Consider the following 13,986-nt stretch of genomic DNA (forward strand, 5'->3'; position numbering starts at 1 on the left):
AGCGTGCCCACCATCCCTTGCGCGGTGCACGTGATGGTGGGCACGGCGCAAGAGCGCCTTTGCCCACCCTACGATTCCTGCGCAAGTGCCATCAGTTGGTCGACGACCCACGCCGCCGCTGTTTCGCCGGCCGCGCTTCCGGCTCGGGATCCCTCAACGCGCCGATCCGCCGCAATGCCGCTTCAGCGGCGCGCTCGCCGCTCTCCCAGGCGCCGTCGATCGTTCCCCACAGCGTTTCATGGGTGGCTTCGCCAGCGAGATACATGCAGCCGATCGGCTCGGTCAGGACCTTGCGCGAGGATTGCCCGCCGGGACCGGCCGCCGACATCGCGCCGAGCGCAAACGGTGCGGCGTTCCAGCGCGTCGCGCTCGATTTCTTCACAGCAGTTGCCGCATCGCTGCCGTACAGCTTGGTCAGCCATTCCACCGCAAACGCCACCATGGCCTTCTCGCCCTGCGCCGAGAGATCGCGGCAGAACGAGCCGCCGACATCGAGGGTGCAAAGCGACGAGCCGCCGATATTGGCGTACATCAGCGCCGTCTTCGTCGAATTGCTCTGCTCGATGATGACATCGTCACGGGCGAGGCCGAGCGGATTGCCCGAGATCTGCAGCGCGATCCGGTCGTAGCTGCCGAGACTTAGTTTCGACGCCGCGTCGAGCATGCGCTTCGGAATGTCGGGCGCGAATTTGATATTGCCCGCGGCGAGCACGTTGGTTGACACCGTAATGACGGCGGCGCGCGCGAGGATCTTTCCGGCCGGTGTTTCCACCACGACGTCGCGGTTGCTCCAGGACATCCGGTTGGCCGGCGTCGATAGCGCCACCGGCACCTGCTCGCCGAGCTTTGCGATCAGCGTACCCAATCCCTGCCGGCAGCCGATCGCGGTGTTGCGGTCCTGCGCGCGGGACTTGTCACCGACCGAGACGTCTTTCAGATCCTTGCCGGAGAAGCCCGCTCCCAACACGAACTCGGCCGTGTCCGACCACACCCCGAGATCCTTCGGCAGCACGGAGGCGCAGGAGACGTCGAGACGCCGCGCGGCCTCGTCGATGGCGCGGTTGGTTCGCACCAGCGCGGCCAAAAATTCCTCGGTCTCGCCTGGCCGGGCGTTACGGCGGCCGATGCGAATCCTTTGGCCCGACGGCGCGGTGGTGATCTCGAGGCCGGCTGATCGCGCCAGCTTGATCATCGGGTTAGTCTCTGGATTGTGCATCCAGCGCGCGCCGCGATCGAACGGCACATCGAAGGTCGACGTGTCGGTCTGGCAGCGGCCGCCAATCTGGTTGGCCGCCTCCACCACGATCACCTTGCGGTTCGCCGCCATGATCCGCCGCGCCGCAGCAATGCCGGCCGCGCCTGCGCCGATCACGACGATGTCGGCTTCCCGTGGCAGGGGTGCCGCTGCCGCATGTCGCCCGGAAAAAACCGGAATCGCCGCCAGGCCGGCGGACGCCGACAGAAAGGTGCGGCGGGTCAATGTCATGTCATGGTTTCCACGGCCTGAAAGAAGCGAGAACAGCTAGCGAACTGTGCCGCATCTCACGTGACGCAGCAACACTCATGGTAAATCAATCATGATTGATCCGTCCTTGGCATGAACTAAATTGAAACGGCTTGCGACCATGATAAGGAAACAAAAAAAGCGGAAGAAAAGCCGCGCTTGGGGAGTTTCATGGGCGTAATGCTCGACACCATCGGCCAAGTGATTGCGGGCTACCTGCAGAAGGAAGTCCCGGGCTATGAGCCGTTCACGCCCAGCGATCCCGAGCATCTGCGCGGGGTCATCCAGCCCGGCGACGTGCTGCTCGTCGAGGGCAACAACCGCATCTCCGGCATCATCAAATATCTCACGCAATCCACCTGGTCGCACGGCGCACTCTATGTCGGCCCGGTCGATGGCGCGTTCGAGCCCGACGGCGAGCCGCATGTCCTGATCGAGGCCAATATCGGTGAAGGCGTGACCTCGGCGCCGCTATCGAAATATTACCCCTATCACACCCGCATCTGCCGCCCGATCGGCCTGTCCTACGAGGACCGCACCACGGTGTGCCGCTATGCCATCAACCGCATCGGCTTCGGCTACGACACCAAGAACATCGTCGACCTGATGCGTTATCTCATTCCGCTGCCGGTGCCGCAGCGCTGGCGACGGCGCATGATCGCGTTCGGCTCCGGCGATCCCACGAAAATCATCTGCTCGGCGCTGATCGCGCAGGCGTTCGATGCCGTGCGCTACCCGATCCTGCCCAAGATCACCCGCGCCGCCTCGCGCAAGGCCCGGCGCGAGATCCTGCATATCCGCGATTCCTCGCTCTACATGCCGCGCGACTTCGACATCTCGCCCTATTTCGAAATCGTCAAGCCCACCATCGTGCACGGCTTCGACTACACCGCACTCCACTGGGCCGACAAACAAAAGCCGCTCGCGGAGGTAGCGGGCGAGTTCGCCGTGTTTCCAGAGGTCAAGTCGCCGCCGCTTGTTCCTGAAGAGATTGACCAAGAAGCGCCGCTTCCGGTTGAAGAAGTGATCGTTGAGGAAGTGACTATCGAAGCCACGATGATCGAGCGCGTCACCGTGTCGGAACATTATCTCGCTGTCGAATATGTTGCCGTCCGCCCGCCGGAGCGCCGCATGAAGCCGCGCACGGAATTGGTGAGCTGAGAACTTGTAGATCGTAGGGTGGGCAAAGCGAAGCGTGCCCACCATTGCCGCCAGGAATCCAGTCGATGGTGGGCACGGCGCAAGCGCGCCTTTGCCCACCCTACGGCTACGAGATTCCTAAAACCTCCCCGCCAGCGTTAATCGCACCGCCAACGGCTCTGCCGGATGCACGTGTCTGTCCGCCACGCCGCCGATCGGTTCGCCCGGCAACCGCGACAGATAGTAATATTCGATCTGGTTGGTCCTGGCGCTGAAGAGATTGAGCACGTCGAGCTGCAGCTTCAGCCCATTGTCGAATTTGTAACCCGCCCGTGCATTGAAGATCAGCGACGATTGCGAGCGAACGCTGTCGTCCTCGATCAGGGGACGCGGGCCGAAATAGCGCCCGCGCAGCGCGCCGAACCAGCCGGTCTCACTGCCGAACGTCACGCCGCCAGCTGCCACCCATGCCGGCGCGCCCGGAATGAAATTGCCGGCAGGATCGAAATCGGTGAAGCGGGCGCGGGTGTAGGCGACATCGAGATCCAGCCGCATCCAGGGCAGCACCTGATATTGATTGGTCCACTCGACGCCGACGCGCCGGCTGGGCCGGCTCGGCTCGGTGGTGCCGGCATCGCCCACGAACAGCAGTTCCGAGTCGAAATTCAGCACGAACAGCGCCAGCGAGCTGGTGAGGCCTTCGACCGCTTTGGTGCGAATGCCGAGTTCGGCGCCCTTCGAGCGAACCAATAGCGGCACGCGGTCCTGCGGTGTCACCTTGTCGATGGGATCGACTGTGATGGTCGCGCCCCTGATGTCGTTGGAGTGCAGGCCGTAGCCGGCATTGCCGTAGAATTCGGTCTTGTACCAGGGACCCAGCACGATGCCGGCCTTGGGGATCGTCATCGACGCCTGCGCATTGCCGGAATTCTCCGGTGTGTCGCTCAGCACCCTTCCCGCAAAATAGTCCTCGCGGATGCCGATCGTGGTGCGCAGCCAGTCGGTCCAGCGCGCCGTGGTGTCGGCCCACAGGCCGACATTGCCCTCCCGCACGCTGTCTTGACGCACGGTCGAGAGCGTCTCGCGCTGCAACGTCTTGAACAGGCCGACCCGGATATCGTCGGCGCGCGTCTGCAGCCCGATGCGGGTCTGGGTTTCAATGCCGGCGACGCGCATGTCGAAGGCGTGGCTGGCGTTGAAGCCGTAGACCGTGCGCCGGTCCATCTGGCTGAACTGGTCGCCGTTGACGGGATCGTCGAGAAAATAGGTGAAATTGTTATAGAGCCGCAGCGACGAGTTGATCACATAGGCATTGATCTTGCTCTGTCCGTACGCGTTCGATTGCGCCCAATTGCTCGACAGCGAGAAGCGGCTGGCAACGCCGCCATCAGTCGGATCGAGCGAGCCGAACCGGTCGATGATGCCCTGATCGATCGCGCGCTGCGCCACCTGGTCGGTCGAATTCCAGCCGTTCGAATAAGCCATCGCCGACAGTGTGAATCCGTCGGTTGATGTGCCCTGGCTGTAGCGCAACACGCCGTTGAGCTTGCGCACATTGTCCGGCACGTCCCACGGGCCGTTGTATTTGACGCCCTCGACAGCCGCGAGCAGCGTGCCTGCGCCCACCGCCGTCGACCCCGCTGCCAGCCCACGGTGGTAGCCGAAACTGCCATTGGTCGTCTCCAAAACATTCTTGGGCAGCCGGTTGATGTAGTCGATTGCGAGAGCACCGGCGGAACCGAAATCGCCGACGTCAGCGAAGTACGGACCCTTGCGTACATTCACCGACTGGATCAGTTCGGGAATCATGAAATTGATATCGGCATAGCCCTGACCGTGGCCATGGGTCGGCATGTTGACCGGCATGCCGTCGACCTTGATCGAGAGATCCGTGCCGTGGTCGAGATTGAAACCGCGCAGAAAATACTGGTTGGCTTTGCCCTCGCCCGAATGCTGGGTAACGATCAGCCCCGGCACCACCTCCAGCGCCTCGCCGACGCGCGAGAACGGCCGCGCATTCACCTCTGCACCGCTGATGCTGATGGCGCTGGCGGCCGTGGGCTGCATGTATGCCGGCCCCGCGGTGGCGGACCCGGACGTCACGCCGCTATTGAACGTTGACGGAGTTGGCGCGCTCGGTTGGATGGCGGATGGATTTCGCCCCCTGCTCTCGCGACGGGGCGGCCTGGTCCGGTTGCGCGGCCGCGCGTCGGGGGAATCCACGGTCACCGCAGGAAGCTGGCCGGACCTCGCCGCAGCGGTGCTCTGCGCATCTGCAGGAGATGCCATGATAAACAGGGATGCAGCAGCGGAGAATGCTCCCCAGGCAGTTCTACGCAACGCTCATGCCCCCGCATGATAACTGCTACAATCGGCATGCGACCGCATCAGTTCGACTTTACCGGCGCCTCACGCTAGCAAGCGTAGTATGATGATACAATAGAAATGTCATACTCAAGATTATCGTACGGCAAGCCAGGACAGAATTTTCCATGCAACGGATCACCATCACGATCGAAGACGATCTGCTCGCCGAGATCGACGCAGCGGCGGAAGCCCGCGGCTATCAGAACCGCTCCGAGATCATCCGCGATCTCGCGCGCGCCGGGCTGCAGCAGAGCGCCGAGGACTCAGCGCCGTCGGGCCAATGCGTGGCTGCGCTGGTCTATGTCTACGATCACGCTGCGCGTGACCTGTCGAAGCGGCTGGTGCAGAGTTTCCATGGCCACCACGATCTGTCGCTGGCGACGCTGCACGTCCATCTCGACGACGATAGCTGCATGGAAGTGACGGCACTGAAAGGCGCCAGCGGCGAGGTCCGGCATTTCGCCGATCACATCATCGCCGAGCGCGGCGTCCGCTACGGCCGCGTGGTGATGATTCCGACGGCATCCGACAAGAAGCCGAAGGCGCGCAAGCACGGCCATCACCACGACTGAGCCGCGTCGCTGTCTTACCTGTCCGAGCGGCCGATCACGGCCATCAGTTCCGCGATCTTCTCGCGCTGATCGGCCTTGTTGCCGCTGGTGATGGCGTGTTCGACGCAATGCGAGACGTGATCCCGCAGCACTTCCTCCTCGACGCGGCGCAACGCGGCCCGCACGGCGGAGATCTGCGTGACGATGTCGATGCAATAGCGGTCCTCGTCAACCATCTTTGAGAGGCCGCGGACCTGGCCCTCGATCCGGCTGAGACGCTTTTGACAGGATGCCTTGATGTCTTTTCGCATGGGGCCTATATACCCCTACAGGGTATAGGTTTCAAGCGCCGGAGCGATGATGAACAAGAATGAAAGCGCCGATCGAAACGGCGCGTCGAACAGCGCCTGTTGCGGCGGCCATGGCTATGCCGGCCACGCTCATCACCACCACGGCGAGGTGGCTGCGACCGTACGCGACCCTGTCTGCGGCATGACGGTGAATCCTGAGACCAGCAAGCACCGCTTCGACTACAGGGACGAGACCTTTCATTTCTGCTCGGCCGGCTGCCGGACCAAATTCGCCGCCGATCCCCTCGCCTTTCTCGAAAGGGACAAGCGGCCGAAAGCCGCCGTGCCGGAAGGCGCTATCTACACCTGCCCGATGCACCCGGAGATCCGTCAGGTCGGCCCCGGAAGCTGCCCGATCTGCGGCATGGCGCTGGAGCCGGAGGTCGCGAGCCTCGATACACCGCCCAATCCTGAACTTGCCGACATGACGCGCCGCTTCTGGATCGGCCTCGTGCTCGCGCTGCCCGCGGTTATTCTCGAAATGGGCGGCCATCTCGTCGGCGGCCATGGCTTCCTCGATCCCACGCTGTCGAACTGGATCCAGCTCGCCTCAGCCACGCCCGTCGTGCTCTGGGCCGGCTGGCCGTTCTTCGTGCGCGGCTGGCAATCGCTGCAGACGCGCCATCTCAACATGTTCACGCTGATCGCAATGGGCACCGGCGTCGCCTATCTCTACAGCGTCATCGGCACGGTCGCGCCCGGCATCTTCCCCGCCACCTTCCGCGGCCATGGCGGCGCGGTTGCGGTCTACTTCGAGGCGGCCGCCGTCATCACCGTGCTGGTGCTGCTCGGCCAGGTGCTCGAACTGCGCGCGCGTGAAGCGACCTCGGGCGCGATCAAGGCGCTGCTGCAACTCGCGCCGAAGACCGCGCGCCGCATTGGCGACGATGGCACGGACCACGAAGTCGAGATCGACGCGCTCGCCGTCGGCGACAGATTACGCGTCCGGCCGGGCGAAAAAGTGCCGGTGGACGGCGTGATCCTCGAAGGCCGCTCCTCGCTCGATGAGGCGCTGGTGACGGGCGAATCCATGCCGGTCACCAAGGAGCCGGGCAGCAAGGTCATCGCCGGCACCCTCAATCAATCCGGCGGCTTCGTCATGCGCGCCGAGAAAGTCGGGCGCGACACGCTGCTGTCCCAGATCGTCAAGATGGTTGCGGACGCGCAGCGCTCGCGTGCACCGATCCAGCGGCTGGCCGACCGTGTCGCCGGCTGGTTCGTGCCGACGGTGATCGTCGTGGCGCTAATCGCATTCGGCGCGTGGGCCTGGTTCGGCCCCGAACCGCGCCTGGCGTTCGGCCTGGTCGCCGCCGTCAGCGTGCTCATCATCGCCTGCCCCTGCGCGCTCGGCTTGGCCACGCCGATGTCGATCATGGTCGGCGTCGGCCACGGCGCGCAGGCCGGTGTGCTGATCAAGAACGCCGAAGCTTTGGAGCGCATGGAGAAGGTCGACACGCTCGTGGTTGACAAGACCGGCACGCTAACCGAGGGCAAGCCGAAGGTTGTCGCGATCGTTCCCGCCGCGGGATTTGCCGAGACCGATATTCTGCGGCTGGCGGCAAGCGTCGAGCGCGCCAGCGAGCATCCGCTGGCCGATGCCATCGTGCGCGCAGCCAGGGAGCGCCAACTCGATCTCGGCAAGGTCGACGAATTCGATTCGCCGACCGGCAAGGGCGCCACCGGCAAGGTTGACGGCAAGACCGTGGTGCTCGGAAATGCAAGCTTCCTGCAATCGCTTGGCATTGAAAGCAGTTCACTCAACGAACAAGGCGAGCGTCTGCGCGGCGAGGGCGCGACCGTCATCAACATGGCGGTCGACGGCAAGCTCGCGGGCCTTTTCGCCATCGCCGATCCGGTAAAGGCATCGACGCCGGATGCGCTGAAGGCGCTGGCGGCCGAGGGCATCAAGGTCATCATGCTGACCGGTGACAACCGGACTACGGCAAATGCGGTCGCACGGAGCCTCGGCATCGCCGACGTCGAAGCGGAAGTGCTGCCCGATCAGAAGAGCGCGGTGGTGGCAAAGCTGCAGAAGGCCGGAAAGATCGTCGCGATGGCCGGCGACGGCGTCAACGACGCCCCGGCGCTCGCGGCGGCCGAAGTCGGCATCGCCATGGGCACCGGCACCGATGTCGCGATGGAAAGCGCAGGGGTCACGCTGCTGAAGGGCGACCTTGTCGGCATCGTCCGCGCCCGCCGCCTGTCGCAGGCGACCATGCGCAATATCAGGCAGAACCTGTTCTTCGCCTTCATCTACAACGCCGCCGGCATCCCGATCGCCGCGGGCATTCTCTATCCCGCGTTCGGGCTGCTGCTGTCGCCGATCATCGCCGCCGCCGCGATGGCGCTGTCGTCGGTGAGCGTCGTGGGCAATGCGCTGCGGCTAAGAATGACGCGGCTGTAGTTCATCGAAAGCGACCAATAGTGAGTCGTCATGCCCGGGCTTGTCCCGGGCATCCACGTCTTAACGGCGTCGCGACAAGAAAGACGTGGATGGCCGGGACTTCTAGCGCGAAGACGCGCTTCGCGCTTCTGCCCGGCCATGACGAGCAGCGATTTACGCTGCCTTCGCCGCCCTCCCGCGCGGCAATCCAGCGCGCGCTAGTCCGCCGTACAGCGCCTCGCCAGGCATTTCCGATTTCAGGATTCCGCGCACCGCAATCAGCTTCTCGAAGTCCACGCCGGTTTCAAATCCCTTGCTCTCGCACAGGAACGCGAGGTCCTCGAACACGACGTTGCCGGTAGCGCCCGGCGCGAAAGGGCAGCCGCCGAGGCCACCGAGCGATCCGTCGAGCACGCGCGCGCCGGCATCGAGTGCGGCGGAAGCGTTGGCGATGCCCATACCGCGCGTGTCATGCAGGTGAATGCAGATCGGCTTTGCGCCTGCGATCTTCACCGCCCCCGCAACGAGTTCGCCGACCTGCTTCGGCCCGGCATAGCCAACCGTATCGGCAATCGCGACCATGTCGACGCCGGCCTCGAACAGCTTTTCCGTCAGCCGCAACACTTCCGTTGGGTCTACCGGTCCCACGATCGAACAGCCCAGCGCCATCGAGATCGCGGAGTTCACCACCGGCTTGTGCGTGCTGGCGTCGCGCAATTCGCAAAGGCGCTTCACATTAGCGATGGCCGACTCGCGCGAGCGGTTGGCGTTGGCCTGGCTGTGCTCCTCGGTCGCCGAGACCACCGTCGCCACTTCGGCAACGCCTGACGCCAGCGCCTCGTTGACGCCGCGCTCGTTCAGCGTCAGCGCGATGCCGTAGGCGCCCGGCAGCGACGCCACGGTCGCGATGATACCGCGCACGTCGGCGAATTGCGGAAAGGTCTTCGCCGGCAGGAACGAGCCGACCTCGAAATGGCGCACGCCGGCGGCATATTCGTCGCGGATCCAGCGTTGCTTGGCGGCGGTGGACGGAAACGTCTTCACGAGCTGCAGGCCGTCGCGCAGGCCCACCTCGCGCAGCACGATCTTGTTGTCGGGGTAGAGTTCCTGGACACGGGTCATGGCAGCCTCTTCTCTGCTCTTGCGGCGTTGTTTTTGACGGCAGTCTTGTCTCCCGGGGGCTCGCCGGCTCTTGCCGAAGCCCCTGCGGCTATCTACCTCTCGCAAGGGTTTTTTCACAAGAGGCCAGACCGCCATGTTGGACGCCGCCGTCAAGGCGCTTTCGCAGATCCTGTCGCCGCCAATGCGCACCATCCTGTGGCGCTCGATCGGGCTGGCGCTGGTGCTGATCACGGTGCTGGCCGTCGGATTGCAGCGGCTCTTGAGCTGGTTCGCCGATTACGGCGAGGGCTGGGCCGAGGCGATGCTCGGACCGGGCTTCCACACCTCGCTCCACATCCTGTCCTGGATCATCTCGATCGCGGCCGGGCTCGGCGTCGTGCTCGGCGGCATTTTCCTGATGCCGGCAGTCACCTCGCTGATCGCGAGCGTGTTCGTCGATGACGTCGCCGGGCATGTCGAGCGCGAGCACTATCCCGCCGAACGCCCCGGCGACGCGCTGCCACTTGGCATCGCAGTGCCCGAGGGCATTAAGACGGCGCTGTTGACGCTTCTGGTCTACCTGATCGCGCTGCCCTTCGTGCTGTTCGCCGGCGCCGGCTTTCTGATTTTCTTCATCGCCACCGCATGGCTTCTGGGTCGCGAATATTTCGAGCTCGCCGCGATGCGCTTCCGCTCGCCGGCGGAAGCCAAGGCGATGCGCAGGGACAATGCGGCGACCGTGTTCACCGCCGGCCTGTTCATCGCGGCCTTCGTGTCGATCCCGATCGTCAATCTGGCGACGCCCGTGTTCGGCATGGCCTTCATGGTCCACATGCACAAGCGGCTGTCAGGCCCGCGGCCGGAGCTGATCGAGCCGGTAAGGAAGATGCCGGTGGTGTGATCCCTCATGGTGAGGAGCGCGTCTTCGCGCGTCTCCGGACGATGCTTTGCAGCGCCGGGAGAACCATGAGGCCCGTGGCCCATCCCCGTCATTGCGAGCGCAGCGAAGCAATCCACCTCTCCACGCGGGGATAGATGGATTGCTTCGTCGCTTCGCTCCTCGCAATGACGGTTGTGGGAGCGCGCAACGCCACCTACACCGTCTTTTCCGGCCACCGACACAGATCGTTGATCAGGCACACCTCGCAGCGCGGCTTGCGGGCGAGGCAGGTGTAGCGCCCGTGCAGGATCAGCCAGTGATGGGCGTGCAGCATGAATTCGGACGGGATCACCTTCTCCAATCCCAGTTCGACTTCGAGCGGCGTATTGCCGGGCGCGAGGCCCGTACGGTTGCCGACGCGGAATACATGCGTGTCCACCGCCATCGTATGTTCGCCATAGGCCATGTTGAGCACGACATTGGCGGTCTTGCGCCCGGCGCCCGGCAGCGACTCGATTTCGGCGCGCGTGCGCGGCACCTCGCTGCCGAAGTCGGCAATCAGCTTTTCCGACAGCGCGATGACGTTCTTGGCCTTGTTGCGATAGAGCCCGATGGTCTTGATGTACTCGCGCACCTTCTCCTCGCCGAGCTCAAGCATCTTCTCCGGCGTGTCGGCGGCCGCAAACAGCGCGCGCGTCGCCTTGTTGACGCCGGCGTCGGTCGCCTGCGCCGACAGCACCACCGCCACCAGCAGCGTGTAGGGATTGAGATGTTCGAGCTCGCCCTTCGGCTCCGGGTTGGCCTTCCGAAACCGGCTGAAGACCTCGTGGACCTCGGCCGCTGTCCAGGCTTTCGATTTTGACGGCTTTGATGCCTTCGGCCCGGCGGCCTTCCTGGCCGGTTTGCTCGGCACGGATGGAATGCCCGGTTTTTTGGCAGCCGGTTTTGCAGCGCTCTTTTTTATGACGCTCCTGGAGCGGATGATTTTGGCCATGATCGGGATATACTGATACGCGATGACCGCAAGCAACGACTTTGATCCGGAAGAGGATCAGCCGACGCTGTTCTCGGCGCGGCTGACACCGCATCGCTCGCTCAACCGCACCGGCTTTCTGGTGCTGATGACGTTCATCGGCGTCGTCAGCTTTGCGGCCGGCATCGCCTTCTGGATGATGGGCGCATGGCCGGTGCTAGGCTTCTTCGGTCTCGACATGCTCGTGATCTACTGGGCGTTCCGGATCAACTTCCGCAGCGCCGGTGGCTCGGAGGACATCATGGTGACGCCGTCGGCGTTGCGCGTACGCCGGGTCAGCCATCGCGGCCATGTAGTGGAATGGACGCTCAATCCGCTCTGGGTGCGGCTGGAGCAGACCGGCGACCCCGAGTTCGGCATCGAGCGGCTCTATCTGGTCTCGCGCGGCCGCCGCGTCTCGATCGGTCACTTTCTGGGACCCGACGAAAAAGCGAGCTTTGCCAAAGCCTTACTGGCTGCGTTGCAAACCGCCAAGCGCGGCATCACCTATAATCCGGTCACGTAAGCCTCTCATTTTTTGACGCGTTTTCTTCGCGCGAACCGGTTCCCACTTCGCTCGAAAACGCTACGTTGGCCTTATCGGAAATCGGGTGGTTTGGACCGCGGATGAGCCCTAAATCAGACCCCATGATGATATCAGCCATACATGACGAACGCCTGGCGAAGCCGGGCCTCCAGAGCGCCGCGCAGCGCGACTACGATTCCGTGCGCCGCGCCATCGCCTTCATCTCGGAGCAATGGCGCGCGCAGCCGACCATCGAAGCGATGGCGGACGCCGCTGCCTTGACGCCGGATGAACTGCACCATCTGTTCCGCCGCTGGGCCGGGCTGACGCCGAAGGCCTTTATGCAGGCGCTGACGCTCGACCACGCCAAGGGCCTGCTGCGCGATTCCGCCAGCATCCTCGATGCCGCGCTCGACTCCGGGCTATCAGGTCCGGGACGGCTGCACGACCTGTTCGTGACCCATGAAGCGATGTCGCCGGGCGAATGGAAGAACGGCGGCGCCGGCATGATCCTGCGCTACGGCTTCCATGCCTCGCCGTTCGGCACCGCCATCGTGATCGCCAGCGACCGCGGGCTGGCTGGTCTTGCCTTCGCCGATCCCGGCCAGGAACAGATCTCCTTCGCCGACATGAAGCGGCGCTGGCCGAACGCAACCTATGTCGAGGACCACGACGGCACCGTTGGCCTCGCGCAGCGCATCTTCGATACCAGGCTGTGGCGAGCGGACCAGCCGCTGCGCGTGGTCCTGATCGGCACCGATTTCGAAGTGCGGGTGTGGGAGACGCTGCTGAAGATCCCGATGGGCCGCGCGGTCTGCTACTCCGACATCGCCACCAAGATCAGTAAGCCAAAGGCATCGCGTGCGGTTGGCGCAGCCATCGGCCGCAATCCCGTGTCGTTCGTGGTGCCCTGCCACCGCGCCCTGGGCAAAGGCGGCGCGCTGACCGGCTATCACTGGGGCATTACCCGCAAGCAGGCGATGCTCGGCTGGGAAGCGGGACAGGTCGGGCTGCACTGACGTTGTAGGGTGGGCAAAGGAGCGCTAGCGACGTGCCCACCATATCTCGGCGATCGCGAACTGAATGGTGGGCACGCTTCGCTTTGCCCACCCTACGCATCTGCGCTACTGCATTAGAATGCTGATTTCGAGAATGCAGATTTCGTAGGATGGGTAGAGCGCAGCGAAACCCATCACGCCTCGCGCAGAACCATGATGGGTTTCGCTTCGCTCTACCCATCGTACGCGACCGACTTCACGCCGCGAGATCAACCTTCGTCGCGACCGTCGAATCCGCATTGAGCCGGTAGATCACCGGCACGCCGGTCGCGAGTTCGCGCTTCAGGATCTGTTCGGGCGTCAGCTTCTCCAGCACCATGATCAGCGCGCGCAGCGAATTGCCGTGGGCAGCGACCAGCGTGCGCTGTCCGCGCAGCACGCCGGGCAGAATCTCCTGCACGTAATAAGGCAGCGCGCGCGCCAGCGTATCCTTCAGGCTTTCGCCGCCGGGCGGCGGCACGTCGTAGGAACGGCGCCAGACCAGCACCTGGTCCTCGCCCCACTTCTTGCGGGCGTCATCCTTGTTGAGCCCGGACAGATCGCCATAGTCGCGTTCGTTGAGCGCGAGGTTCTTCGTCGTCGGCAGCCCGGTCTGGCCGATCTCGGCGAGCATCAGCTTCAGCGTATGCTGGGCGCGGGTCAGGTCGGAGGTGAAGGCAACGTCGAAGGTCAGCCCCTGCGCCTTCAGCTTGCGGCCGGCCTCCTTGGCCTCGGCAATGCCCTGCTCGGTGAGATCAGGATCTTTCCACCCCGTGAACAGGTTCTTCAAATTCCAGTCGCTCTGGCCATGCCGCACGAGCACGAGAAGACGATCGCTCATTACAAATTCCGTTGTTCGATGGTTAGAAGTCGGTCAGGCCGAGCACGTCGGTCATCGTGTAGAAGCCGGGCGCCTTGCCCCGAGCCCACAGTGCGGCCTTGACGGCCCCCATCGCGAACATGGTGCGATCCTCGGCGCGATGGGTCAGCTCGATCCGCTCCATGGCGCCTGCGAAGATCACGCTGTGATCGCCGGTGACAGTGCCGCCGCGCAGCGAGGCGAAGCCGATGTCGCCAGGCCGTCGCGCGCCGGTCTCGCCGTCGCGGCCGCGCGCGGAGCGCGCATGCAGGTCGA

The 13,986-nt window shown here is 64.2% G+C and carries 13 protein-coding genes; 6 read left to right on the forward strand and 7 right to left on the reverse strand.

What is annotated here, in order from left to right:
* Nucleotides 1-91: 91 nt before the first annotated feature.
* Nucleotides 92-1,486, reverse strand: a complete 1,395-nt coding sequence (locus CQ12_RS03855) for a flavin monoamine oxidase family protein (RefSeq protein WP_057834039.1) — start codon at nt 1,484-1,486, stop codon at nt 92-94.
* A 189-nt stretch (nt 1,487-1,675) separates the two neighbouring features.
* On the opposite strand from CQ12_RS03855, the gene CQ12_RS03860 reads away from it, so the two are divergent.
* Complete coding sequence (locus tag CQ12_RS03860; RefSeq protein ID WP_057834040.1) at nt 1,676-2,665, forward strand: YiiX/YebB-like N1pC/P60 family cysteine hydrolase; 990 nt, start codon at nt 1,676-1,678, stop codon at nt 2,663-2,665.
* Between the two features lie 117 nt (nt 2,666-2,782).
* Here CQ12_RS03860 and CQ12_RS03865 read toward each other — a convergent pair whose 3' ends face one another.
* Nucleotides 2,783-4,933, reverse strand: a complete 2,151-nt coding sequence (locus CQ12_RS03865) for a TonB-dependent receptor (RefSeq protein WP_057834041.1) — start codon at nt 4,931-4,933, stop codon at nt 2,783-2,785.
* Nucleotides 4,934-5,136: 203 nt separating this feature from the next.
* Between CQ12_RS03865 and nikR the strand changes: the two genes are divergently transcribed.
* A complete protein-coding gene (gene nikR / locus CQ12_RS03870; RefSeq protein WP_057834042.1) occupies nt 5,137-5,583 on the forward strand; it encodes a nickel-responsive transcriptional regulator NikR in 447 nt (148 codons plus the stop codon).
* A 14-nt stretch (nt 5,584-5,597) separates the two neighbouring features.
* Here nikR and CQ12_RS03875 read toward each other — a convergent pair whose 3' ends face one another.
* Nucleotides 5,598-5,873, reverse strand: coding sequence for a metal-sensitive transcriptional regulator (locus tag CQ12_RS03875; protein WP_027540012.1), 276 nt, complete (start codon nt 5,871-5,873; stop codon nt 5,598-5,600).
* A 49-nt stretch (nt 5,874-5,922) separates the two neighbouring features.
* On the opposite strand from CQ12_RS03875, the gene CQ12_RS03880 reads away from it, so the two are divergent.
* Nucleotides 5,923-8,316 carry a heavy metal translocating P-type ATPase gene (locus CQ12_RS03880; protein ID WP_283807347.1) on the forward strand — a complete coding sequence of 798 codons (2,394 nt, stop codon included), beginning with the start codon at nt 5,923-5,925 and terminating at the stop codon, nt 8,314-8,316.
* Between the two features lie 153 nt (nt 8,317-8,469).
* Here CQ12_RS03880 and CQ12_RS03885 read toward each other — a convergent pair whose 3' ends face one another.
* Nucleotides 8,470-9,417, reverse strand: a complete 948-nt coding sequence (locus CQ12_RS03885; protein WP_057834044.1) for a beta/alpha barrel domain-containing protein — start codon at nt 9,415-9,417, stop codon at nt 8,470-8,472.
* Between the two features lie 133 nt (nt 9,418-9,550).
* Here CQ12_RS03885 and CQ12_RS03890 point away from each other — a divergent pair, with 133 nt between their 5' ends.
* Nucleotides 9,551-10,297 carry a sulfate transporter family protein gene (locus CQ12_RS03890; RefSeq protein WP_057834045.1) on the forward strand — a complete coding sequence of 249 codons (747 nt, stop codon included), beginning with the start codon at nt 9,551-9,553 and terminating at the stop codon, nt 10,295-10,297.
* 193 nt (nt 10,298-10,490) lie between these two features.
* Here CQ12_RS03890 and nth read toward each other — a convergent pair whose 3' ends face one another.
* Entirely contained in the window at nt 10,491-11,270 is a 780-nt protein-coding gene (nth, locus tag CQ12_RS03895) for an endonuclease III (protein ID WP_057834051.1), read from the reverse strand.
* Between the two features lie 22 nt (nt 11,271-11,292).
* Here nth and CQ12_RS03900 point away from each other — a divergent pair, with 22 nt between their 5' ends.
* Together CQ12_RS03900 and CQ12_RS03905 are read left to right on the forward strand one after the other, a co-directional pair.
* The gene (locus CQ12_RS03900) at nt 11,293-11,814 is read left to right on the forward strand and encodes a DUF2244 domain-containing protein (protein WP_057834046.1); all 522 of its coding nucleotides are present in this window, start codon (nt 11,293-11,295) and stop codon (nt 11,812-11,814) included.
* 122 nt (nt 11,815-11,936) lie between these two features.
* The gene (locus tag CQ12_RS03905; protein ID WP_057834047.1) at nt 11,937-12,833 is read left to right on the forward strand and encodes a methylated-DNA--[protein]-cysteine S-methyltransferase; all 897 of its coding nucleotides are present in this window, start codon (nt 11,937-11,939) and stop codon (nt 12,831-12,833) included.
* 235 nt (nt 12,834-13,068) lie between these two features.
* Here the strand turns inward: CQ12_RS03905 and CQ12_RS03910 are convergent, their stop codons facing one another.
* Together CQ12_RS03910 and CQ12_RS03915 are read right to left on the reverse strand one after the other, a co-directional pair.
* Entirely contained in the window at nt 13,069-13,692 is a 624-nt protein-coding gene (locus tag CQ12_RS03910; RefSeq protein WP_057834048.1) for a 2,3-bisphosphoglycerate-dependent phosphoglycerate mutase, read from the reverse strand.
* A 22-nt stretch (nt 13,693-13,714) separates the two neighbouring features.
* The coding region (locus CQ12_RS03915) for a dihydrodipicolinate reductase C-terminal domain-containing protein (protein ID WP_283807348.1) at nt 13,715-13,986 on the reverse strand (272 nt) is incomplete at its 5' end.

The organism is Bradyrhizobium jicamae, assembly GCF_001440395.1.
GTDB lineage: Bacteria > Pseudomonadota > Alphaproteobacteria > Rhizobiales > Xanthobacteraceae > Bradyrhizobium > Bradyrhizobium jicamae.